Annotated in this window: 20 protein-coding genes; 3 read left to right on the top strand and 17 right to left on the bottom strand. The window is 64.8% G+C overall.

What is annotated here, in order from left to right:
- Positions 1-55: 55 nt before the first annotated feature.
- Entirely contained in the window at positions 56-892 is an 837-nt protein-coding gene (locus tag ACWAT4_RS06105; protein ID WP_449730042.1) for an SDR family oxidoreductase, read from the bottom strand.
- Between the two features lie 73 nt (positions 893-965).
- A complete protein-coding gene (locus ACWAT4_RS06100) occupies positions 966-2,285 on the bottom strand; it encodes a solute carrier family 23 protein (RefSeq protein ID WP_449730041.1) in 1,320 nt (439 codons plus the stop codon).
- 124 nt (positions 2,286-2,409) lie between these two features.
- Between ACWAT4_RS06100 and ACWAT4_RS06095 the strand changes: the two genes are divergently transcribed.
- Positions 2,410-3,738, top strand: a complete 1,329-nt coding sequence (locus tag ACWAT4_RS06095) for a dicarboxylate/amino acid:cation symporter (protein WP_449730040.1) — start codon at positions 2,410-2,412, stop codon at positions 3,736-3,738.
- Between the two features lie 179 nt (positions 3,739-3,917).
- Here ACWAT4_RS06095 and ACWAT4_RS06090 read toward each other — a convergent pair whose 3' ends face one another.
- The 4 genes from ACWAT4_RS06090 to ACWAT4_RS06075 all read right to left on the bottom strand — a co-directional run bounded on the left by ACWAT4_RS06090 (position 3,918) and on the right by ACWAT4_RS06075 (position 8,779).
- Positions 3,918-5,531: an ABC-F family ATP-binding cassette domain-containing protein gene (locus ACWAT4_RS06090; RefSeq protein ID WP_449730039.1), complete on the bottom strand. Its 1,614-nt coding sequence runs from the start codon at positions 5,529-5,531 to the stop codon at positions 3,918-3,920.
- 132 nt (positions 5,532-5,663) lie between these two features.
- Positions 5,664-6,911, bottom strand: coding sequence for a metal-dependent hydrolase family protein (locus tag ACWAT4_RS06085; RefSeq protein ID WP_449730038.1), 1,248 nt, complete (start codon positions 6,909-6,911; stop codon positions 5,664-5,666).
- A gap of 12 nt (positions 6,912-6,923) precedes the next feature.
- On the bottom strand, positions 6,924-7,424 hold the full coding sequence (locus ACWAT4_RS06080) for a GAF domain-containing protein (protein ID WP_449730037.1): 501 nt from the start codon (positions 7,422-7,424) through the stop codon (positions 6,924-6,926).
- Positions 7,421-8,779 (bottom strand): MFS transporter, encoded by a 1,359-nt coding sequence (locus tag ACWAT4_RS06075; RefSeq protein WP_449730036.1) that lies wholly within the window; start codon positions 8,777-8,779, stop codon positions 7,421-7,423. The genes ACWAT4_RS06080 and ACWAT4_RS06075 overlap by 4 nt, the downstream gene beginning before the upstream one ends.
- Positions 8,780-8,944: 165 nt before the next feature.
- Between ACWAT4_RS06075 and ACWAT4_RS06070 the strand changes: the two genes are divergently transcribed.
- Entirely contained in the window at positions 8,945-9,811 is an 867-nt protein-coding gene (locus tag ACWAT4_RS06070) for a LysR family transcriptional regulator (protein WP_249149270.1), read from the top strand.
- A gap of 5 nt (positions 9,812-9,816) precedes the next feature.
- On the opposite strand, the gene ACWAT4_RS06065 is transcribed toward ACWAT4_RS06070, so the two are convergent.
- From ACWAT4_RS06065 to ACWAT4_RS06025, 9 genes are read right to left on the bottom strand one after another with little or no spacing between them, the layout of a single operon-like run.
- A complete protein-coding gene (locus ACWAT4_RS06065; RefSeq protein ID WP_449730035.1) occupies positions 9,817-10,164 on the bottom strand; it encodes a RidA family protein in 348 nt (115 codons plus the stop codon).
- Between the two features lie 12 nt (positions 10,165-10,176).
- Positions 10,177-11,298, bottom strand: coding sequence for an NAD(P)/FAD-dependent oxidoreductase (locus ACWAT4_RS06060; RefSeq protein WP_449730034.1), 1,122 nt, complete (start codon positions 11,296-11,298; stop codon positions 10,177-10,179).
- The gene (locus tag ACWAT4_RS06055; RefSeq protein WP_449730033.1) at positions 11,295-12,713 is read right to left on the bottom strand and encodes an FAD/NAD(P)-dependent oxidoreductase; all 1,419 of its coding nucleotides are present in this window, start codon (positions 12,711-12,713) and stop codon (positions 11,295-11,297) included. Before ACWAT4_RS06055 ends, ACWAT4_RS06060 begins: the two co-directional genes overlap by 4 nt.
- Positions 12,710-13,006, bottom strand: coding sequence for a (2Fe-2S)-binding protein (locus ACWAT4_RS06050; RefSeq protein ID WP_212446296.1), 297 nt, complete (start codon positions 13,004-13,006; stop codon positions 12,710-12,712). The genes ACWAT4_RS06055 and ACWAT4_RS06050 overlap by 4 nt, the downstream gene beginning before the upstream one ends.
- A 28-nt stretch (positions 13,007-13,034) precedes the next feature.
- Positions 13,035-14,171 (bottom strand): NAD(P)/FAD-dependent oxidoreductase, encoded by a 1,137-nt coding sequence (locus ACWAT4_RS06045; RefSeq protein ID WP_212298281.1) that lies wholly within the window; start codon positions 14,169-14,171, stop codon positions 13,035-13,037.
- 8 nt (positions 14,172-14,179) lie between these two features.
- Positions 14,180-14,986, bottom strand: a complete 807-nt coding sequence (locus ACWAT4_RS06040; protein WP_212298282.1) for an ABC transporter permease — start codon at positions 14,984-14,986, stop codon at positions 14,180-14,182.
- On the bottom strand, positions 14,983-15,858 hold the full coding sequence (locus ACWAT4_RS06035) for an ABC transporter permease (protein ID WP_449730032.1): 876 nt from the start codon (positions 15,856-15,858) through the stop codon (positions 14,983-14,985). The genes ACWAT4_RS06040 and ACWAT4_RS06035 overlap by 4 nt, the downstream gene beginning before the upstream one ends.
- Positions 15,855-16,895 carry an ABC transporter ATP-binding protein gene (locus tag ACWAT4_RS06030; protein WP_212425892.1) on the bottom strand — a complete coding sequence of 347 codons (1,041 nt, stop codon included), beginning with the start codon at positions 16,893-16,895 and terminating at the stop codon, positions 15,855-15,857. The genes ACWAT4_RS06035 and ACWAT4_RS06030 overlap by 4 nt, the downstream gene beginning before the upstream one ends.
- Positions 16,896-16,918: 23 nt before the next feature.
- Positions 16,919-17,956 carry an ABC transporter substrate-binding protein gene (locus tag ACWAT4_RS06025; protein WP_449730031.1) on the bottom strand — a complete coding sequence of 346 codons (1,038 nt, stop codon included), beginning with the start codon at positions 17,954-17,956 and terminating at the stop codon, positions 16,919-16,921.
- Between the two features lie 275 nt (positions 17,957-18,231).
- Between ACWAT4_RS06025 and ACWAT4_RS06020 the strand changes: the two genes are divergently transcribed.
- Entirely contained in the window at positions 18,232-19,131 is a 900-nt protein-coding gene (locus tag ACWAT4_RS06020) for a LysR substrate-binding domain-containing protein (RefSeq protein ID WP_212425890.1), read from the top strand.
- A 98-nt stretch (positions 19,132-19,229) separates the two neighbouring features.
- On the opposite strand, the gene ACWAT4_RS06015 is transcribed toward ACWAT4_RS06020, so the two are convergent.
- Complete coding sequence (locus tag ACWAT4_RS06015) at positions 19,230-20,600, bottom strand: amidohydrolase family protein (protein ID WP_449730030.1); 1,371 nt, start codon at positions 20,598-20,600, stop codon at positions 19,230-19,232.
- A complete protein-coding gene (locus ACWAT4_RS06010) occupies positions 20,597-22,180 on the bottom strand; it encodes an ABC transporter substrate-binding protein (RefSeq protein ID WP_449730029.1) in 1,584 nt (527 codons plus the stop codon). Before ACWAT4_RS06010 ends, ACWAT4_RS06015 begins: the two co-directional genes overlap by 4 nt.
- Positions 22,181-22,196: the final 16 nt, after the last annotated feature.

The raw sequence follows: 22,196 nt of genomic DNA, 5'->3' as shown, positions 1-22,196 counted from the left end.
TTCGGCTGAGATCACCCGGCTCCGCGGCGCCGGGCTCAGACTGCGTCGCTGGGAATCAGCTCGCCCAGTTCTCGCGGAACTCGGGGAACAGCGTCAGGCCTCCGCAGGCATAGATGGTCTGCCCGGTGATATAGCTGGCATCATCGGAAGCGAGGAAAGCAAACACCGCGGCGATTTCTTCCGGCGAGCCGACACGGCCGAGCGGAATGTGGCTGGTGACGACGCCGCGCATGTCTGCATCGCCGGTCCAGGCCGCGTTGATCGGCGTGTCGATCGCGCCGGGGCCGACCGCATTGACGCGAATGCCCCGGCCGGCGAACTCCAGCGCCAGCGTGCGGGTCAGGTTGGCCATGCCGCCCTTGCTGATCGAATAGGCGAGATAGCCGGGCTTCGGGATGATCTGATGGACGCTGGAGCAGTTGATGATGCTGCCACCTCCGCCGCGGGTGACGAAATGCGCGAGCGCCTTCTGTGCGCAAAGCACGGCGCCGTTGAGATTGACGTCGATGATGCGACGGTATGTTTCGATGTCGAGCGCCTCGCTCGGCGATTCCCGCTGGAAGCCGGCATTGTTGACGAGACAGTCGAGGCGCTTCCAGCGCACCAGGACCGTCTCGAACATCGCAGCGACCTCCTGTTCATTGCTGACGTCGGCCCTGACGGTCACATGGTCGAGCCTGCCATGGCCGCGATCGCTCGATCCTGTCCTGGCAAGCGCAAGCGTCTCCTCCGCCTTCTCGGGATGATCGACGTAATTGATGGCGACGGTCGCACCTTCCTGGGCGAGCCTGATCGCGACGGCACGGCCGATGCCCTGGGAGGCACCGGTCACGAGGGCATGTCGGCCGACGAGGCGTGACGGAAAGGCGGGCGAGAGTTCAGTCTGTGGCATGAGTTTTCTCCGGGATGCCTCATCATGGATGGAACCGAGATTTTGTTCCATCCCGCTGGCGCATCGCTGGGATTCATTCCGCGCGGCGCGCGAGCGGAGAGGTCAGGATCTGATACAGGATGATCGCGCCAAAGGTCGCGGTGCCGATTCCGCCGATCGTGAACGCGCCGAATTTGAGTGTGAGATCGCCGGCACCCGCGGTCAGCGCCACGGCGACGGTGATCAGATTTGCGGGATTGGCAAAGTCGACCTTGTTCTCGACCCAGATCCGGCCCGCCATCGCCGCGATCAAACCGAACAGCACGATCGAAAGGCCGCCGATGACGGGCCCGGGGATCGAGAGGATGAGCGCGCCGAATTTCGGCGAGAAGCCGAGCAGGATCGACACCGTGGCAGCGAAGGCAAACAGCAGGGTCGAATAGACCTTCGTCGCCGCCATGACCCCGATGTTCTCGGCATAAGTGGTGACGCCGGTGCCGCCGCCGCAGGCCGCCACGATGGTCGCGAGGCTGTCGGCGAACAAGGCGCGGCCGAGATAGGTATCGAGGCTCCGGCCCGTCATCGCGCCGACGGCCTTGATGTGCCCGAGGTTCTCTGCGACGAGGATGACCGCAACCGGCGCGATCAGAAAGATTGCGTCGGCGTGGAAGGTCGGCGTCGTGAAGTTCGGCAGGCCGAACCACGGCGCGGCCGAGAGTTGCGCGAAGTCGATCGGCTTGCCGAAGCCGAGGCCGTTCGCGAACAGCAGGTACAAGAGATATCCGCCGATCGCGCCGAGAATGATCGGCAGCCGGCGCCACAGGCCGGGAGCGGCGACGGCGACAACACCGATGATCAGGACGGTCGCGAGCCCTATTCCGGTGTCGAATCCATTTGCACTCACCGCCTTGACCGCAACAGGTGCGAGGTTGAGACCGATCGCGGCAACCACGGCGCCGGTGACGGCCGGCGGCATCAAGCGCTCGACCCAACCGATCCCCGACCACATCACGACCAGCGCGATCACGCCGTACAGCACTCCGGCGCCCACAATGCCGCCGAGCGCAACAGAGATGTTGGGATTCGGCCCCTGCCCGGCGTAACCGGTGGCGGCGAGGACGACGGCGATGAACGCAAAGCTCGAGCCGAGATAGCTCGGCACGCGCCCCGCGACGATGACGAAGAAGATCATCGTGCCGATGCCGGAAAACAGGACCGCAACATTGGGATCGAAACCCATCAGCAGCGGCGCGATGATCGTTGATCCCGACATTGCGACGCAATGCTGGAGACCGGAGACGATGGTCTGGCCCCATGACAGCCGCTCCTCGGGCATGATCACGCCCGAGGTCTTGAGCTTCCAATGCGGAAAATAGCTCTGCGCCTGCTCGTCCGCGCCCGTTGCGTTCGACATATTCCCCCCTTTGCAGCGCAGCGATCGAACTTCGTGCGATCCGACAAAAATGTGATTGTTGCTTATGCTGCGATCATCACATGATGTAAATCGGGCAAGATCAATGCGCGCCGAGACTTAGCTTATGACACAGATCGCGATCCAGCCAGCCGCCCGCCGCCGGCACCAGTCCTGGTACAAGATTCTCTATGTCCAGGTGCTGATCGCGATCGCGCTCGGAGTGCTGATCGGCTACTTCTATCCGGATCTCGGCAAGGCGCTGAAGCCGCTCGGCGACGGCTTCATAGCACTGATCAAGATGATGATCGCGCCGGTGATCTTCTGCACCGTGGTGCACGGTATCTCGTCGATGGGCGACCTCAAGCGCGTCGGCCGGGTCGGGCTGAAGTCGCTGATCTATTTCGAGACGGTCTCGACGGTGGCGCTGGCGGTCGGCCTCCTGGTCGGCGAGGTGCTCCAGCCCGGGCACGGCTTCAATATCGACCCGGCCACGATCGATCCGAAGTCGGTGGCGACTTACGTCACCAAGGCCAAGGAGGACGGTATCGTCGCCCACCTGATGGGAATTATTCCGGACAGCTATTTTGGTGCGATCGCGCGCGGCGACCTGCTCCAGGTGCTCCTGGTTTCGATCCTCTCCGGCTTCGCCATCGCCTTCCTCGGCAAGGCCGGCGAGCCGATCGCGGAGGCCGTCGACAAGGCGGCCAAGATGTTCTTCGGCATCATCCGCATCATCGTGCGCGTGGCACCGATCGGTGCGTTCGGCGCGATGGCGTTCACCGTCGGCGCCTACGGCCTCGGCTCGCTGCTCAACCTCGCCGCCCTGATCGGCACGTTCTATCTCACCAGCATCCTGTTCGTGCTGATCGTGCTGGGCGCGATCGCCCGCCTCGCCGGCTTCTCGATCCTGCGCTTCATCGCCTACATCAAGGACGAACTGCTGATCGTGCTCGGCACCTCGTCGTCCGAGACGGTGCTGCCGCAGATGATCCAGAAGATGGAGCATCTCGGCGCCTCGCGCTCGGTGGTCGGCCTCGTCATCCCGACCGGCTACAGCTTCAACCTCGACGGCACCAACATCTACATGACGCTGGCGACGCTGTTCCTGGCGCAGGCGACCAACACGCACCTCACGATATGGCAGGAGCTCGGGATTCTGGGCATCGCCATGATCACCTCGAAGGGCGCCTCCGGCGTAACCGGCGCCGGCTTCATCACGCTGGCCGCGACGCTCTCGATCGTTCCTGATATCCCGATCCAGTCGATCGCGATCCTGGTCGGCATCGACAAGTTCATGAGCGAGTGCCGTGCGCTGACCAATTTGATCGGAAACGGCGTCGCCTGTGTCGTCATCAGCATCTCCGAAGGCGAGCTCGATCGCGAAGCGCTGCACGAGACCCTGGCGCATCCGCTGGAGATCGGCGAAGCGCTGGAGCCTGGCGGCAGCGCGTAACGATGACCGCACATCGTCGCAGCGTGGTTCCAACGCGGTAGGTTCCCGGAGTAGTAAATTGGTGAGGCACGCGTCACAACAATGACGTTGGGATCACCGATTGATATTCATCCATTCCACCCGGCGCGCTGGGGGCAGAGCGTCGGGTTTTTGAGCCTTACACGAACGACGCGGCGGGATCAGGTGATCCCGCCATCGGCGCGCAGCACGGCGTCGCTGAGATCGAGCCGCCGCGTGATCCCGATGGTCTGCAAGAACGTCTCATCATGACTGACGACAAGCAGAGCGCCGTCATAGGCGCTCAAGCCCGCTTCGACCGCTGCGATGGATTCGAGGTCCAGATGATTGGTCGGCTCGTCCAGGATCAGAAGTGACGGCGGCGTCGATCCACCCAGCACGCAGGCAAGCCCCGCGCGAAACAGCTCCCCACCGCTCAGGCTGCCGACGATCTGCAAGGCTGCGTCGGCGCGAAACATGAAGCGCGCCAGGGCGGCATGGCATTCATTCGCGCCCGCTCTTGGATTGAGGCGTTCGAAATTATCGAGGATCGAGGTCGCGGGATCGAGCAGGCTGACCTTCTGATCGAACAGCGCGAAGTCCGGCCTGACCCGCACGGTGCCCGCAACGGGGCGGAGCTCGCCCGCGACAAGCTTAAGCAGCGTCGTCTTGCCGGAGCCATTGGGTCCGACAATCGCGACGCGCTCCGGACCGACAATCGTGAGCGACAGATCACGCAACACCGGCCGCTCGGGCTGATAGATGGCACTGACGCGATCGAGCCGGACGACTTCCCTCCCCGCCGGCAGCTGCGTCGAGGGCAGCTTTACGGATAGCGGCTGAAGGATCTCGATGCGCCGGCGAGCGGTGTCGACCGCATCGACCGCCTCCGCGCGCCGCCTCTCGGTGATCTGCGCGGTCTTGCCGCCGCTGTCTTCGCTGCGATCCTTACGCGCGCCCGCCAGAATACGCGGCATGTCGCCCCTGGCGCCCTTCTTCCTGCCGCCGCTGTCCTTGCGGGCCTTGCGTTCGGCCGCCTCCTGCGCTTTGCCGTCGATCTCGAACAGATGTTTCTCGGCATGCGCGAGGTCATGCCTGACGGCGGCGAGCTCGACAGCCTTCTGCGCGCGATAGCTGCTCAAATGACCGCCATAGCGCGTGGCTCCGAGCGAAGTCAGCTCGACAATGGCGTCCATGGTCTCGAGCAAAGACCGGTCGTGGCTGACGACGATCGCGCCGCCGAGCCAACTCGCCAGCAGATTGATCACGGCACGGCGCCCGTCCCGATCGAGATTGTTGGTGGGCTCATCCAGCAGCAGAAAGTCAGGCTCCGCAAAGAGCAGTGCGGCGAGACGAACGCGGGTCACCTGCCCGCCCGACAGGCGGTCCAATGCGGTGTCGGGCGCGATATCGAAGCCGACGCGGGCAAGGGCGGATGCCAGCCGCGTCTCGAGGGTCCAGTCGACCTCGGCAATTTCATCTGCCGAGGCTTCGCCGCGCTCAGCACGGCGGAGCACGTTCAGAGCATCACGCGCGCCGAAGAGGTCGACGACCGTCGCATCCGGACGAAGCTGAGCGTCCTGGCGCAGGAGCCCGACGGCTCCATTGACAATCACGCGCCCCGACCGCGGAACATGCTCGCCCGTGATTGCGGCAAGCAGCGTTGTCTTCCCGACGCCGTTGCGGCCGACGAGGCCGGCGCGTTCCGCGCCGAAGGTCAGATCGATGTTGGAGAGAAGCGAGCGGCCGTCAGGTGTGGACAGCGACAGGCGCGACAGGATGATCGAAGCAGGCATGGAATTCCCCGTGAGCAAAGCGAATGGGCGTTGCGGTCGGGGTAAAATCCATGGCTGTAAGTATCCTGATTGAGAACTGTTAATTAGCCCTGCTGAGGTTGGAGATCAAGCCGCACCTGGCGCAAACGGCAGCTACGCGGCCAGCCTGTCGAATTGAACCTTGCCCGCCTTCATCACTAGCGGAATGTGCTCGCCCTGACCGAGCAGACACGTGACGTCGCGCAGTGGATTGCCATCGACGACCAGCAGATCCGCAAGAGCGTCGGGCACGATCCGGCCGAGCTTGCCCTGCATGCCGAGCACTTCGGCACCGATCAATGTCGCGCTAGTGATGACCTCGCGCGCGCCGAGAATTTCCGCGCGAATGCGGAATTCATCGCTCTGGAGCCGCTGCGACGGTCCAAGCAGATCGCTGCCGTAGCCCATCTTCACCCCGGCCTTGCGATAGATCTCGAGCGAGCGCAGGCCGGCATCGCGGACGTCGGCGATCTTGCCGACGCTTTCCGGCGGCAGGCCGTATTGTGCCCCCTCATTGGCGAGAGCCTCATAGGTCACGAGCGTCGGGACCACATAGGCGCCCTTCTCGGCCATCAGCCGCGCGGCCGCCTCGTCGACGAGATTGCCGTGCTCGATGGTGCGCACCCCGCAGCGGACCGCGCGCGCGATCGCCGCTGCAGTATAGGCGTGGGCGAGCACATAGGTCTGGCGGCCCTGCGCTTCCTCGACGATGGCGCGAATCTCGTCCTCGGAGTAGCCGAAGGCGCCGACCGGATCGGTCGGAGAGGCGACGCCGCCGGACGCCATGATCTTGATCTGGTCGGCGCCCATCTGCAGCTCCTCGCGCACCGCCCTGCGCACGCCGTCGACACCGTCGGCAACACGCGCCAGCGCACCGACGCGCACGCAGCAGGGACACGTCGTGTCGCTGGCGAGGTAATCCGAGCGCGCCCGCATGTCGCCATGCCCGCCGGTCTGGCTGAGCGCGCGGCCGGACACGAACAGCCGCGGGCCGTCGGTCAGGCCGGTCTCGATGGCCTGCTTCATCGCATGGCCGGCGCCGCCGGCATCGCGGACGGTCGTAAAGCCTCGCCGCAGCATGCCGCGCAGTAGTAGCGTCGAGCGCAGCGTCACCAGCACGTTGGGAATGTGGACCTGCTGCGCCAGGTTGAGCTCGATGGCGATGGTGTGCACGTGAAGGTCGATCAGGCCGGGCATCAACGTCTTGCCCTCCAGATCGATGGTTCGATCAGCGGTGACCTTGATCGGCCGGTCCGAGACCTCCTTGATCAGATTGTCCTCGACCAGCACGTCATGGTCCGTCAACAATTCCGGCTGGAGCGGGTCAAGCAGAGCGGCATTCTTGAAGAGGATGCTGGGCATGGTGGTTTCCTGTCAGAGCGCCGGCGCAAGGAGTGCCGGCAATGTCATCTGGGCAAAGGGGAGACAGGCAGCGACGTCGTCCTCGTCATACCAGCCGGCCTCGTGCAGCAGATTGAGTGAACCAAGCGTGCGTCCGCGCCAGCGCACGGGCATGTTGAGCACGCTGGCGCAGCCAAGCGAGGCAATCAGCTCGTGATCAGAAAATACGCTGCGCAAATCGTCCTGCGTGCGGCCGATATAGGCTTCGCCGCGGTCAAGCACGGCTTCTGTCCACGGTCCCGGCGCCAGGCGCTTGCGTCCGCCCGTGGGATAGGAGCCGGGAAGATTGGAATAGATCCGCGCGGCCTCACCGGTCTCGCCGTCATAAGTCAGGATCGTGAACAGCTTGTGCCCGATCGCCGACTTGAGGGCCCGGTCGAGCGCTGCAAACAGCGCGCCCGGCTGGTCCACCTTGCTCTGCGCCGCCGCGACGGCACAGAGCCCCGGATCGGCCTTGGCTTTGGTCCGCGTCATGCAACCTCACCCGTCGCAATCTCTTCCAGAGAACGACCGCGCGTCGGCACGCCCATCAGGACGACGGTGACCGCTCCCAACAGCAGCACGGTGGTGGTGACGCCGAACACGCCGGCGAAGCCGAAATTGGGATAGAGGTAGCCGACCAGGATTGGCGACACGATGGCGCCGATGCGACCGATCGCCGAAGCAAGCCCGGCACCGGTGGTCCGGATCGGTGTCGGGAACACCTCGGCAGTGTAGGCATAGACGCCCGCATAGGTGCCGTTCATGAACAGCGACAGCAGAATTCCCGCCAGTATGATGTGCTGATCCGTCTGGGCGAAGGCGAGGCCGAGCGCGCTGATGCCGCCGAGCACCATATAGGTCGCAATGGTCGCCTGCCGGCCGATACGCTCGTTGAAATACGCCGCGCTGAAATAGCCGGGGATCTGCGCGCAATAGATTGCGATCGAATAGCCGAAGCTCTTGGTGATGCTCATGCCGTTCTGGACCAGAAGGCCGGGGATCCAGACGAAGAAGGAATAATAGCTGAAGGTGATCGCGAGCCACATGATCCAGGTCATGATGGTGATGCGTGCCTGACGTGCGACCAAAAGTGCGGCGAAATTGGCAAGCAGCGTTCCGCCGGTGCCGGTGGGCGCCGCGGCTTCGACGACCGGCGGCGGCAACACACGGCCCTCGCGGGCAAAGCCTGCCTCGATTCGATCCAGCACGGCTTCAGCTTCCTGCTCCCGCCCGCGGCTTTCGAGCCAGCGCGGCGATTCCGGCAGCGCCCGCCGCCACCACAGCAGCATGACGACCGGCACGGCCGTGATCACGAGCACGATGCGCCAGCCATTATCGTAGGAGGGCACGATGAAGTAGCCGAGCAGGGCCGCCGCCACAAAGCCGAAGGAGAAGAAGCCGGCCAGGGCACCGGTGAAGCTGCCGCGGTAACGCCGCGCCACGAACTCCGCGAGATAGGGTGCGATAATCGCGCTCTCGGCACCGGTCCCCATTCCAGCGATGATGCGAGCGACAAAGAACGACGACCATGTATCGACCATCGCGCTGACGATGGATGCCACGCAGTAGAGAGCCAGGGCCGACATCATCACCGCACGCCGCCCGATCAGGTCACCGAGCGTGCCGGCAAACAGGGCGCCAAAGAGAAAGCCGATATAGGTGCTGCTGCCGAGCACACCGATCTCGACGCTCGACAGTTTCCACGCCGTGCGCAGCACCGGCAGGATGAACGCCAGCACCGCAGCGTCCATCGCGTCGAACATGTAGCCGAGCCCGCCCATCAGCAGCAGGTGCTTGTGGAAGCGTGCAAACGGAAGGCGCTCGATGCGCGCCGAGATCATTGACATGAAAATCCCCCTTGAATGCGGCACGCCGCGCCTCGCTCGGGAGGGAACCATAGACAAGGTGACATTATCGTCATAATTTATAATCTTGATCTAATATATCACCACGGTGAATGTGTGTCGTTTCGCGCGCTCGACCTCAACCTCCTGAAAGTCTTCGAGGCGCTGATGACCGAGGGCAGCGTCACGCGCGCCGCAAGCGCGCTGACGATGACCCAACCCGCAGTCAGCAACGCGCTCGCGCGTTTGCGTGATGCGCTCGGCGATCCCTTGTTCGTGCGATCAGGCACCGGGATCCGCCCCACGCAGCGCGCCGTGGTGCTGTGGGAGCCGATCGGCGAAGCGCTCGAAAGCATGCGCAGCGCGCTCGACGAGCAGGTGTTCGATCCCGGCCGCGCCCAGACCGAGTTCACGCTGTCGATGTCGGACTATGTGGCCTCGCTGGTGATGCCGGACCTGCTGAAGCATCTGGACAAGGTCGCACCGAAGTCGCGCGTCCACACCGTCCCGAACACCGTCGTGGAGATCGCCGACCAGCTCGAGGACAACAGGGTGGATTGCGTCTTGAGCGTCTATGTCAACGAGGCGCAGCAGCCGGCCTCCATTCGCTCACGCTCGCTCTGGACCGTCGATTATGCCTGCTTCATGCGGCGCGGCCATCCGCTCGCCGCCGGGAAGCGGCTCGGCACGCGCGCCTTTCTCAACGCGCGGCATGTCGATGTGAGCCTGGCAGGAAAGACGCAGCCGTCCTACGATCTGTTCCTCGCCTCGCGCGGGATGTCGCGCAATCTGGTGGCAACCGTGAACCATTACAGCGCCGCCTACGAGACCGTGCGGCAATCCGATCTCATCGCGGTCCTGCCGCGCGACCTCCGCTCCGAGTCGCGCCATGCGCCGTTTCTGCACGCGATGCCGCTTCCGCTCCAGGCACCGGCGCGCATCGTCAGCCTGTTCTGGCACCAGCGCAACGATACCGTTCCCGCGCAGCGCTGGCTGCGCGAGACCCTGGTTGGAATGTTCGCCAGAACTGCCTGACCGGATCAGCCCTTGAGCGCGGTGACGACCACCTCGATCAGCGCCCCGCCGCCGAGATCGGCGACGCCGACGGTGGCGCGGGTCGGCAGATTGTCGCCGAAGAACTCGGTCCAGGCTGCATCCATCTCCTTCTTCTTGGAGAGATCCGTGACGAAGATCGAGGCGCTGACAACGCGGCTCTTGTCGGTGCCGGCTTCCTTCAGGCTGCCGGCGATCTTGTCGAGGATGTTGCGGGTCTGGTCGCCCATCGAGACCGAGGTATCGTCGGCGATCGTGCCGCCGACGAAGACGAAGCCATTGGCTTCGACCGCACGGTGCATGATGGGCGTACGAATGCTGCGGGTGATGCTCACGATGTCCTCTTCTTAGAGTGTGGAGGGATGGAAGCGGTCGATACCGAGATCGCTGACGCGCGTCTGGGTACCGCCGTCGACGATCAGCTCCGCCATCACGGCGCCGGCGCCGGGGCCGAGTTGGAAGCCGTGCAGCGAGAAGCCGAACTGGTGGTAGAGCCCCCTGTGGCGGCTACTCGGCCCGAACACGGGAATGTCGTCCTTCATCTTCGCCTCGATGCCGGCCCAGGCACGCACGATCGTGGCGCTGCGCATCACCGGGAACAGCTCGAACACGGTGCGCGCGCTGACGGCGAGGCTCTGCCAGTCCAGCACTGTCTCGTTGCGATCCTGATAGGGCGTTGCCAGATGGCCGCCGCCGATCAGCACGGTGCCGTTGGAGAATTGCTTGAAGGAGAGTTTTCGCCCGCGCAGGATCACGACGGGATCGATGAAGTGCGGCACGCGCGAGGTGATCATCAGCATCGGCGCCACGGTCTCGACCGGCACAGGCTCACCGAGCGCAGCCGCGATCCTGCCGGCCCAGGCCCCCGCGGCATTGACCAACACCGGCGCGGCAAAGGTCTCCGTGCCGGCATCGACGTACCAGAGGCCACCGCTATAGCGGATGTTGCTGGCCGCGACGCCCTCGCGCACAATCGCCCCGAGCTGCTGGGCCTTGCGCCGGAACGCCGTCGTGGTCTGCGCCGGATTGGCTGCGCCGTCGCGGCGCGAGACCACGCCGCCGGGACAGGTCTCGGCCACCGCGGGCACGAGGCGCCGCAGTTCAGCCGCGTCGATCAGCTCTTCATGGGTAAAACCGAGCGCGTTGAGCTCGGCGACGCGCGTGCGGCAGACGGTGAGCTCCTCGTCATTCTCCGCAACCAGTACCTGGCCGTGGCTCTCGAAGCTGCAATCGTCGTCGAGGAGATCCTTGATCTTCTCCCAGATCCCCATCGAGCGGATCGACAGCGGGATCTCGGGGACGTGCCGCGCGAGCTGGCGAACGCCGCCGGCATTGACGCCGGAGGCGTGACGGCCGGCATAGTCCTTCTCGATCAGCACCGGCTTCAGGCCGGCAAGGCACAAATGCAGCGTTGTCGAGCATCCATGGATGCCGCCGCCAATGACGATCGCATCCACGTTTCGGCTCATCCGCGCACCACGGCCTTGATATCAGCCTCGCTCTTCGGGACGGCGGCGAGTTCGGCGAGCGTGATCGGCTTCACCGGCGCGCGCAGCCGGTAATAGCCAATCTCCTGCGGAGTCTTGCCACGCGCCTGCGCCATCAGCTCGGTGACGGTGAGGCCGCAGAGCCGGCCTTGGCACGGGCCCATGCCGGTGCGGCGATAGGCCTTGAGCTGGTTCGGCCCGGTCGCGCCGATCGCGACGGAATCGAGAACGTCCTTGGCGGTGACCTCTTCGCAGCGGCAGACGATGGTCTCGCCTGAGGGAATGCGGAACTGAGACGCAGGGCGGAACAGCGTATCGAGGAAGACCCGGCCGCGTTCAGCCTTGGCAAGGTCGGCGCGGAGCGTTGCCATCGCCGGCAGCTTTGCGGCAGCCGCGGGCGCCAACGCCTCGGCCGCGGCGCGTGCCGCAATGCGGCCACGGACCACGGCGGCATTGGCACCGCCGATACCAGCGCCATCACCGGCAATCGCAATGCCGGCAACCGACGAATTGCCGCTCGCGTCCAGCACAGGCGACCAGCATAGTTGCAGATCGTCCCAGCGATGCTCAATGTCTGCAGACATCGCAAGGTTGACGTTGGGCACGACGCCCTGATGCAGCAGCAGCAGATCGGCAGGAATGGTCTCGCGTTTGCCGCCCGCAACATAGCTCACGCTCGCAAGCTGGCCGTCGCCAGATGCCGCAAGCTCGGTGACTCCGGAGACGACCTGCACCTTGGCCTTGACCTCACGCATCATCGACAGGCCCTTTACGAAATAGGGCGAGGTCAGGAACGCGAACGCGTGGGGCAGCGCCGCGAAATAATTGCCGCGCTCGGTGGTGTCGAGGATGCGGTCGATGCGGCCGCCGAGGCGCAGGATCTGTGCGGCGAGCAGCCAGAGCAGCGGTCCCTGCCCCGCGATCACGGTGCGGCCGTCCGGCACGAGGGCTGATGATTTCAGCATTGTCTGCGCCGCGCCCGCAGTCATCACGCCCGGCAGGGTCCAGCCGGGAATCGGAAACGGCCGCTCCAGCGCGCCGGTCGCGAGGATTACGCGCTTGGCCTTGACGAAAGCGGACGCGCCGCCGACCGAGACAGCGATATCGAGGTTGCGATCGAGGCTCCAGACGGTGGCGCGGTGAATGACCTCGGCACTGCTCGCGCGTAGCGCCTGCACAAGATCGGCACCGACCCAATAGTCGGCACCGAGTTGATTGCGGTCTGTCACGGGTGTCGAGGCGATGGCTCGGAACACCTGGCCACCGGGGCCGATGTTCTCGTCGAGCAACAGCGTCGAGAGGCCAGCTTCGGCGGATGTCGCGGCAGCGGCAAGACCGGCAGGTCCTGCGCCGATGACCACGACGTCGTAGTCTTCGCGCTTGGGAGCCACAGTCATCTTTCGATCTCCCGCTTGCCCTTCTGAATCTCGATCTGCATGCCCTCGGCGACGGGCACGAGGCAGCCCTGGCGATTGCCGACACCGTCAATGGTGACGAGGCAATCGAAGCACACCCCCATCATGCAATAGGGCAGACGCGGCGCGCCGCTCACTGCCGTCGAGCGCCGCGCGTCCTGACCGGACGCCAGCAGCGCGGCGGACACGGTGTCGCCCTGACGCGCCGCGACGGCGACGCCGTCGACGAAGATCTGCACTTGCGGGCGCTTGTCCTGTTCGGATCGTCTAAACATGGGATGCCTCTTGGCTCCTTCAGTATCTCTAATATCCGCTGTTGTTCGCAGCGCCCGCGCCGCCGAAGCGGCTTGCAGAGAACGCACCGACCAACTCCGGCTCGAGCGCGCCTTGCGCCACCATGCGCGCGATCTCGAAGGCGTGGTTGGAGGCGAGCGTCACGCCGGAATGGCAGCAGGCGACGAAGGCGCCGGGATGCGTCTCCGACTGGTCGTAGATCGGAAAGCCGTCCTGCGGCATCACGCGGATGCCGGCCCAGCTTCGGACGACGTTGAGCCGCGCGAGATGCGGAAACATCCGCTGGGCGCGATCTGTCATGACAGCGCTGATCGAATGCTTCAGCGTGCGATCGTCCAGTTCGTCCTCCTTACTGTCGCCGATCATCACCGTGCCCTCGTCGGTCTGGCGGATCGTGGTCAGCGGATGCGGCAGGAACGGCATGGTGCGCTCGGTTACGACGACTTGACCGCGGGTCGGCCCCATCGGCGCATAGAGGCCGACCATCGGCGCGAGCGTCTGGTTGGCATTGCCGGCGGCGAGCACGATTTTGGCGGCGCGCAGCTCCCCCTTCGGCGTGGTCAGGCGGAACTCGCCGCCGCTCTTGCTGATCGCCGAGACCGGCAGCTCCGGTAGATAGTCGATGCCGAATTCCCTGAAGCCGGTGTGGAAGGCGCGGAAGGTGCGAAGCGAATTGACGTGGCCGTCGAGCGGACAATAGCTGCCGCCCGAGACTTCCGGCCCGATCAGCGGCAGCGACTTCTTCACCTCGGATGCCGAGAGCATCTCCATCTTGTAGTCGGCGGCACCCGTCTGATTGTGCATACGCTTGACGAGCTCGGTGCGCTGACCGAATTCGTCGTCGCCGAGCGTCAGATGGAAGCCGCCATTTTGCTGCAGAGAAACGTCGAGCCCTGTCTGCTCCTTTAGCTCCGAGGCGAGCCGGCCCCACGCCTCCGACGCGCGCACGGTCCACACCGTATAGGCGGGCATGCCGAGGCCCTTGCTCTGGACCCAGACCAGAGCAAAGTTCGCGCGCGAGGCGCGCTTGGTGATGTCGCCTTCGTCGAGCACGGCGACGCGCTTGCCGAGCCTTCCGAGGCCCCAGGCAATGGCGGAGCCGAGCAGTCCGCCGCCGACAACGGCGACGTCGTATTCCCTGGACATGGGTTCTCCTATCGTCCCGTATCGCCCTTGCCGGCGAGCACACGGTCGAGCCCGTAGAAGCGGTCGAGTAGAATGAGGGCGGTCATGGTAACGGCGATCACGCACGCCGAGACCGACGTCACCAGCGGATCGATGTTGTCCTGAATATAAAGGAACATGCGCACAGGCAACGTCTCGGTGCCGGGCGCTGCAAGAAAGACGGTCATGGTGAGATCGTCGAAGGACTGGATGAAGGCAAGCGCCCAGCCGCTGATCACGCCCGGCAAGATCAGGGGCAAAGTCACGCGGCGGAATAGCGTCCAGCCGCCGGCGCCGAGCGAGACTGCGGCCATCTCGACCGTGCGGTCCATGCCGGTTGCTGCCGCCAGCGTCAGCCGCAGCGCGAACGGAAACACGATGATGACATGGGCGATGATCAGCGCGGCAAAGCTGCCGCCGAGCCCGGCCGAGGTGAAGAAGCGCAGGAAGGCGATGCCGAGCACCACATGCGGGATCATCAGCGGCGACAGGAACAGCGCCGCCAGCGCATCACGCCCGCGAAAGCGATAGCGCGCGATCGCGAGCGCGGCCGGCACGGCGAACAGCAACGCGACGAAGGACGACAAGGCGCCAAGCCCGAGGCTGACCCAGAACGCGTGGATGAATTCGGGGTAGTTCGCGATGGTCCTGAACCAGCGCAGCGAAAAGCCGTTCGTCGGCAGCGACAGAAAGCCTTCGGGCGTGAAGGCGACGAGGCAGACCACCAGGATCGGCGCCACCATGACGATGACGAAGATGGTATGGAAGATCAGGGCGAGCGGGCCGTTCCGTCTCATCGGAACACCTCTGCATAGCGGCGTTCGATCAGGGCATTGCTGCCGACGACGATCAGCACCAGCGCGACCAGCAGCAGTGTCGCGACGGCGGCTCCCAGCGGCCAGTTCAGCGTATTGAGGAATTCATCATAGGCGAGCGTCGCCGCGACCTTGAGCCGGCGGCCGCCGATGATGGCGGGCGTCGCGAAGGCGCTGGCCGAGAGCGAGAACACAATGATCGCGCCCGACAGCACGCCAGGCATGATCTGCGGCATGATGATGCGGCGGATGATGGTCACGGATCCTGCGCCGAGCGACATCGCAGCATTCTCGATCTGCGGATCGAGCCGCTGCAGCGCCGCCCATACCGACAGCACCATGAACGGCATCATCACATGCGCGAGCGCGACGACCATGCCGGTTTCGGTGAACATGAAGGGAATGGGTGAATGGATCGCGCCGAGCGACATCAGGAGCTTGTTGACGAGACCGTTGTTGCCGCCGAACAGCAGCGCCCAACCGAGCGTGCGCGCGACCACGGAGATCAGCAGCGGCCCGAGAATGACCAGCAGGAAAAAGCTCTTCCAGCGACCACTCATGCGGTTGAGGATGTAGGCCTCGGGTGCACCAAGCAGCGCGGTGAGCAGCGTGGTCAGGATCGCGATCCGAAACGTCCGCCAGAACATCTCGGCGTAATAGGGATCGGTCGCGATCTCACGCCAGTTCTTGAGGATGAAGACCGGCTCGATGCCCTTGTACTGACCCCAATCATGGAACGACAGCATCACGGTCATCGCCAGCGGAATCAGCAGCACGCCGACGAACAGCATCAGGGCGGGCGCGGTCAGCGCCCAGGGCGCACGCGCGCCGCGCTCCTCCGCGGCCGCGCTCATGCGCCGGCCCTCGCACGCACGCTCATGTCCTCGGGCCGCCAGGCGAGTCGAACCGCCTCGCCTTCGGCCGGCTGCGCCTTGCCGTCATTCTGGCGGATCACGATCGCCGGGCCGCATTCGCTGTCACACTGAAACAGCCAGTGATTGCCCTGGAAGATGCGCGTGACGATCTTCGCGCTAAGGCCGGCATCTCCGAAGCCGATGCGTTCGGGGCGAATGCTGACGGTGACAGGGCCGCTCACGCCTGCCGGCGCCGGCGCGCTCCACGAGCCTGCCACCAACTGCCCAGGCGCCACGGTCCGATCGATCGTGCCGGCAAAATCGTTGGTCTTGCCCAAAAACTGCGAAACGAAGGCCGAGGCCGGTCTTTCGTACGTCTCCTGCGGCGTGCCGATCTGCTCGATCTTGCCCTGGCTCATCACCACGATGCGGTCGGACAGCGACATCGCCTCGTTCTGATCGTGGGTGACCAGGATCGTGGTGGTGCCGATGGTGCGCTGGATCTGGCGCAGCTCGATCTGCATCTCCTCGCGCAGCTTGGCGTCGAGGTTCGACAGCGGCTCGTCGAGCAGCAGCACGCTCGGCTTGATCACCAGCGCGCGCGCCAGCGCCACGCGCTGCTGCTGGCCGCCGGACATGCGGCGCGGATGGCGGTCCTCGTAGCCGGCGAGGCCCACCATTGCGAGCGCGGAGCGGACGCGCTCGCCCCGCTCATTGCGCGGCACGTTGCGCATCTCGAGGCCGAACGCGACGTTCTCCGCCGCCGTCATGTGCGGAAACAGCGCGTAGCTTTGGAACACGATGCCGAGCCCACGTTTCGCGGGATGGATCGCGGTCAGGTCCTTGTCCTCCAGGCGGATCGCGCCGCTTGTAGGATCAAGAAAGCCCGCGATCATCTGCAAGGTCGTGGTCTTGCCACAGCCGGAGGGGCCAAGGAAGGAGATGAACTCCCCCTTGCCCACCGCGAGACTGAAGTCATCGACCACAGTCGTCGCGCCGAACTGTTTTGCGACCCGATCGAGCTCGAGAAAGGCCATGACGCTGTCTCCGCTGCGACCGATCAGCGTTCGACCTCGCGGTTCCAGCGCTTGGTCCAGTCCTCGCGCTTCTCGTTGATGACGGCCCAGTCCGGATTATAGAGCTTGGCCGCGCGCTCGCCGATCGGCGCCATCTTGCCGAGTTCCGGCGGCACCTTCAGGGATTTCAGCACCGGGCCGTAGCCGTAGTCCTTCAGCATCACGAGCTGGATCTTGGGATCGAGCAGCATCTTGACGAAGCTGGACGCCAGCGGCGAGGCGTTCGGCTTGGTGATCGGACAGGCCGTCGTCAGCAGCGTCGCCGCGCCCTCCTTCGGGTAGACGAAGTCGACCGGGAAGCCGGTATTCGCAAAGCTCTGCACACGGCCGGTGCCCCACACCGCGATCACGGCCTGGCCGGATTGGAACAGCTCGGTCATCTTGCCCGGCGACGGCTCGTAGGCGAGCACGTTCGGATTGATCTCTTCCTTGAAGATCTTGAAGCCGGAATCGACGTTGGACTCGCCGCCACCGTTCATCTTTGACAGCATCACCAGTGCTTCGAGGCCATAGGTATTGTTGATCGGCGGGATCACGAGCTGTTTTGCGTATTTCGTGTCCTTCAGGTCGTTCCACGAGGTCGGTGGCGCCCAGCCTTTTTCGGCAAACACCTTCGTGTTGTACATCAGACCGGTCGCGACGATGCCGATCGCAACCGCGCGATCATCCTTGAAGCGCGCGGTGTCGTAGAGATCAGAAGCCGGCAGACCGTCGAGCTTGCCGCAGAAGCCGAGTTGGATCGCCTGGTACATCGGGCCGTCGTCAACGATGGCGACGTCGATCTGCTGATTGCCCTTCTGCGCCTGGAGCTTGGCCAGCGTATCGGTGGAATTGCCGGCGACGTACTCGACTTTGACGTTGTTCTCCTTCTCGAAGGTGGGGATCACCTCGTCGCGGATCGTCTTCTCGAACGAGCCGCCGTAGCCGGCGACATAGAGCGTTTTCTGCTGGGCCGAGGCGGCGGACGGAACGGCGATGAGAGCAGCGATGCTGACCGCGGTCAGAAGGCGAAAAGTCTTCATGTGGACCGATCTCCAATACCGGAATGAGGTGACGTGCCGACAAATCACTGGCCGAAGCGCGTTGCCGCATTTCCTTCCGCGCAAACCTTCTCCGAACGGGCTCCGGCCCCTGTGTTCGGCTGGTTTTGGCGCGATCTGGAGGGTTGAACCCCTCCAATCTGCCGAAAAAGCGGGCCGACTCCGGCTCTGATGAAAAAGATCGCAAACCCAAGCTTCCATCGTCCAATGAATAATGGCACCGTCTGCATGCTCAAATGTTATGAATGGAAATCGAGATGGTGCGGATTAATTCGCGGCAGGTGGAGGCCTTCCGCGCGACGATGCTGACCGGCAGCGTCACCGAGGCCGCCAAGCTGATGGTGGTGACGCAGCCGGCGGTGAGCCGGCTGCTGCGCGACTTTCAGGCGCTGCTGAAGATGGAGCTGTTCGAACGGCGCGGCACGGGCCTCGTGCCGACCGCGGCGGCGATGGCGCTCTATACTGAGGTGGAGCGTTCCTTCATCGGCCTCGAACGCATCACCGCAGCGGCGGAAGAAATTCGCGGCCGCCGCACCGGCTCGCTGCGGATCGCCGCCCTACCCGCGCTGTCGAACGGCTACCTGCCGCGTCTGACCGGTCAGTTCCTGAAAGACCGGCCCAATCTCAACCTTGCCTTCTTCGGCGTCATCTCTCCGATCGTGGTCGATTGGGTGCTCAACAATCAGTGCGACGTCGGCTTTGCCGAGGTGCCGATCGCCCATTCCGGTCTGCCGAGCCAGAAGCTGCCGGCGCCGGCGCGCGTCGCGGTGCTGCCGACAGGTCATCGCCTCGCGGAAAAGGAGGTCCTGGAGCCACGCGACTTCGAGGGCGAGACGTTCATCTCGCTGTCGGCGGGATCGTCGAGCCGGCACCTCGTCGACCAGATCTTCCATCGTCACGATGTCCGCCGCGTGCTGCGCGTGGAGACCGCACTATCCGAGATCATGTGCGGCCTGGTGTCATCGGGACTTGGCGTTGCGATCTGCGACCCCTTTACCGCGCAGGAATTTTCCACCCGCGGCGTCGTCGTGCGCCGCTTCCTGCCGCGCATCGACTTCGAGTTCTCCGCGGTGTTTCCGGCGCAGCGAAGCCCCTCGCCGGTCGCGCTCGACCTGGTCGAGACCATCCGCAAATCCCTTGTCGAGTTCGAGAGCTAGCCGTTGCGCTTTGAGTTGAATCGATCTCGCCACGAGCCCGCTGCAATCTCTCCCGCTTGCGGCGGGAGAGGGAGCACACCTTCTTCGTCGAGGCGCCCTCAGCCGTTGAACGCGGCCTGCGCCTCCGGCAGATCCCAGATCTTGCCGATCGCGGCGGCGCCCGCCGCGGTGATCGCGGCTTCATCCGCGCCAAGATAGCGCCCCTCATCGACCAGCATGCGGCCATCGACCATGACCTGATCGATGTTGGCGCGGTTGGCGAGCGCGATCAGCGCGCGGCGCGGATCGAACAGCGGCTGAAGATGCGGATGGGTGAGATCGACGACGGTGAGATCGGCGGTGGCGCCCGGCTCGATCCGGCCGAGATCCGGCCGCTTGATCACGTCTGCGGCGACAGCCGTGTTCGCCTCGATCAGCTCCGGCGAGTTCGCGACATCGGCACGTTGCGAGGTGACCTTGGAGATCAGCGAGGCCGCATTGAGCTCGCCGAGCAGGTCCATGTTGTAGCCGTCGGTGCCTACTACCGTGCGGACGCCATGCTCCGCGAACCGGCTGAACGCCGCGGTGACGCCGGCGCGCGCGAACACGCGCGGGCAATTGAGGACAGTCATGCCGCGCGCGGCCATCAGCTTGAGATCGTCGTCACTGCTGAACATGCAGTGCGCCGCCATCAGATCGGGCGCCAGCAGGCCGAGCCAGTCCAGATATTCCGCCGGCGTGCGGCCGCCATAGCGCTTGCCGATGGTCTCGACCTCGGCGCGGCTCTGCGCCATGTGCGTCGTGATGGGCACGCTGAGCTCGCGTGCACGTGTCGCGCAGGCTTTGAGCAGATCCGGACCACAGGTATCGGTCGCATGAGGGCTCATCGCCAGGCTGATGCGGCCGTCGCCGCGATTGTTCCAGCGCTGGTAGAGCGCATCCCATGTCGCCATGTCGGCGGTGCCGTCATCGCCGGAATAGCGCACCACGCCATCGGGGCCGGCCTTCGCATCGGACGTCGAGAACAGATACGGCGCACCATAGAAGCGGATGCCCATCTCCTCCGCCGCGTCGAACATCTCGGGGATCGAATTCCTGAACGGCTCCATCACCGTCGTGGCGCCGCCCTTGAGCAGCTGGAGGATGCCGAGCCGCGCGACAGCGAGACGCTCCCTGGCCGACAGAATCTCCGCGCCGCGCTTGGTCAGCGGCAACAACACCGTATAGACGATGCTCTGGTTGTTCTTGCGGCCGTTGCCGTCCTCGCTGTGGCTGCGCGCCACCGCTTCCGAGAAACAGTGATTGTGCAGGTTCAAGAGGCCCGGCAGCACGAAACGGCCGGGGCGATCGTAGACCCGATCGGCGCTGGGCTTGTCGCGCGTGATTGCGGCGATGGTCTTGCCTTCGACCAGGACCCAATGGTCGCGCAGCACATCCTGCGCGCCGTCTTTGCGTGATAGCACATAGCTGCCGAAGATTGCGGTGCTCATGCGGGGCGCACGTTCCAGAAGACGGCGGTGCCGTCGAGAATGCCGGTGATCTCTTTGCGATAGGCTGTCGGCTGCTTGTACAGGCCGATCGGAATATAGGGGATTTCCTCGAACGCGACGGCCTGGATCTCGCGGCAGATGCGCTGCTGCTCGGCGAGTTCGGACGCCGCCAGCCACTGGCTGCGCAAGCCCCCCATCTTCTCGCTCGCATACCAGCCGGCGACCTTGCCTTCGCCGCGAATGTTGGTGTTACCGGCCGGATTGAGCCAGTCGATGCCCTGCCAATTGCCGACCGCCGCGCTCCAGCCGCCCTGCCCAATCGGGTCCTTCTTGAGCTGGCGCTGCAGGACGACGGCGAAGTCGAGCCCTGCATATTCGACGTTCATGCCGGCCTTACGCAAGCTGTCGACCGCGATCTCGCCGAGCGGCTTCTGCGCCAGCGAATTGGTGGGGACGAGCACCACGATCTTCTCGCCATTGTAGCCGGCGGCCTTCAGGTCGGCCTTGACCTTGTCGTAGTTGCGCGGACCGCGGAACACGTCGAGGCCGACATCGCTCGCCATCGGCGTACCCGGCGCAAAGTAGCCGACCGGCGAGACCTGGAACGCGGGATCTGTGCCGGCAACAGCGGTCATGAACGCGGCCTGGTCGATCGCACCCAACAGCGCGCGGCGGATGGCGGGGTTACCGAATGGCGGCTGCAGATGATTGAGACGCAGCATGCAGGCGTAGCCGCGGGGATCGAGGATCCGCGTCTCGATGTCGCCGGCCGCCCTGATGATCGGCAATAGATCGTGCGGCGTGGTCTCCTGCCAGTCCTGCTCGCCGGTCTGGAGCGCGGCGACGCCGGTGCCGGCATCGGGCGTGGTGGTCCAGACCACCCGATCGTAATGGACGATCTTGGGACCTGCGGTCCAATCCGGCTTGCCGTCGGTACGCGGTTGATAGCGCTCAAATTTGGCGTAGGCATTGCGGGCGCCTTGGACGCGCTCGTCGGCGAGATAGCGAAACGGACCGCTGCCGATCACTTCTGTCAGCGGCTTGAACGGGTCCTGGCTCGCCAGCCGCTCCGGCATCATGAAGCAGGCATTGATCGCGGCCTTGCCAAGCGCCTGCGGCAGCAGCGGGAACGGACGTTTCAAGCGAAAGCGAATGGTGCGGTCGTCAACTGCCGACAGCTCAGCGGTTGCCTCCATCAGCTCGCCGCCAAAACCGTCGCGCGCGGCCCAGCGCCGGATGCTGGCGACGCAATCGCGGGCGAGCACGCGCTCGCCGTCATGCCAGAACAGCCCGTCACGCAGCGTGAGGTCCCACTGGAGCTGGTCGGCGGAGATGGCATGGCCCGACAGCATTTGCGGCGAAACGTGGAGCGCAAAGCTCATGCCGTACAGCGTGTCGTAGACCATGAACCCATGGTTTCGCGACACCTGCGCAGTCGAATAGATGGGATCAACGAAGGCGAGGTCGATGACGGGAATGAAGCGCAGCGTGCTCTGGGCTTCGGCGCGGACGATGCCTGGCAGCGAAAGTGCCGGCGCGGCTGCGGCAGCCTTGAGGAGCGAGCGGCGGGAGATGGGCATTAACAGAGGCTCCTGA

The organism is Bradyrhizobium sp. T-1 (assembly GCF_053592855.1).
Note: the sequence above shows the minus strand (reverse complement) of the source record. Positions and strands in the feature narration are given on the sequence as shown.

Coding starts and splice junctions, on each gene's coding strand:
- ACWAT4_RS06105 (WP_449730042.1), bottom strand. CDS start 892: ATGCCACAGACTGAACTCTCGCCCGCCTTTCCGTCACGCCTCGTCGGC.
- ACWAT4_RS06100 (WP_449730041.1), bottom strand. CDS start 2,285: ATGTCGAACGCAACGGGCGCGGACGAGCAGGCGCAGAGCTATTTTCCG.
- ACWAT4_RS06095 (WP_449730040.1), top strand. CDS start 2,410: ATGACACAGATCGCGATCCAGCCAGCCGCCCGCCGCCGGCACCAGTCC.
- ACWAT4_RS06090 (WP_449730039.1), bottom strand. CDS start 5,531: ATGCCTGCTTCGATCATCCTGTCGCGCCTGTCGCTGTCCACACCTGAC.
- ACWAT4_RS06085 (WP_449730038.1), bottom strand. CDS start 6,911: ATGCCCAGCATCCTCTTCAAGAATGCCGCTCTGCTTGACCCGCTCCAG.
- ACWAT4_RS06080 (WP_449730037.1), bottom strand. CDS start 7,424: ATGACGCGGACCAAAGCCAAGGCCGATCCGGGGCTCTGTGCCGTCGCG.
- ACWAT4_RS06075 (WP_449730036.1), bottom strand. CDS start 8,779: ATGTCAATGATCTCGGCGCGCATCGAGCGCCTTCCGTTTGCACGCTTC.
- ACWAT4_RS06070 (WP_249149270.1), top strand. CDS start 8,945: ATGACCGAGGGCAGCGTCACGCGCGCCGCAAGCGCGCTGACGATGACC.
- ACWAT4_RS06060 (WP_449730034.1), bottom strand. CDS start 11,298: ATGAGCCGAAACGTGGATGCGATCGTCATTGGCGGCGGCATCCATGGA.
- ACWAT4_RS06055 (WP_449730033.1), bottom strand. CDS start 12,713: ATGACTGTGGCTCCCAAGCGCGAAGACTACGACGTCGTGGTCATCGGC.
- ACWAT4_RS06050 (WP_212446296.1), bottom strand. CDS start 13,006: ATGTTTAGACGATCCGAACAGGACAAGCGCCCGCAAGTGCAGATCTTC.
- ACWAT4_RS06045 (WP_212298281.1), bottom strand. CDS start 14,171: ATGTCCAGGGAATACGACGTCGCCGTTGTCGGCGGCGGACTGCTCGGC.
- ACWAT4_RS06040 (WP_212298282.1), bottom strand. CDS start 14,986: ATGAGACGGAACGGCCCGCTCGCCCTGATCTTCCATACCATCTTCGTC.
- ACWAT4_RS06035 (WP_449730032.1), bottom strand. CDS start 15,858: ATGAGCGCGGCCGCGGAGGAGCGCGGCGCGCGTGCGCCCTGGGCGCTG.
- ACWAT4_RS06030 (WP_212425892.1), bottom strand. CDS start 16,895: ATGGCCTTTCTCGAGCTCGATCGGGTCGCAAAACAGTTCGGCGCGACG.
- ACWAT4_RS06025 (WP_449730031.1), bottom strand. CDS start 17,956: ATGAAGACTTTTCGCCTTCTGACCGCGGTCAGCATCGCTGCTCTCATC.
- ACWAT4_RS06020 (WP_212425890.1), top strand. CDS start 18,232: ATGGTGCGGATTAATTCGCGGCAGGTGGAGGCCTTCCGCGCGACGATG.
- ACWAT4_RS06015 (WP_449730030.1), bottom strand. CDS start 20,600: ATGAGCACCGCAATCTTCGGCAGCTATGTGCTATCACGCAAAGACGGC.
- ACWAT4_RS06010 (WP_449730029.1), bottom strand. CDS start 22,180: ATGCCCATCTCCCGCCGCTCGCTCCTCAAGGCTGCCGCAGCCGCGCCG.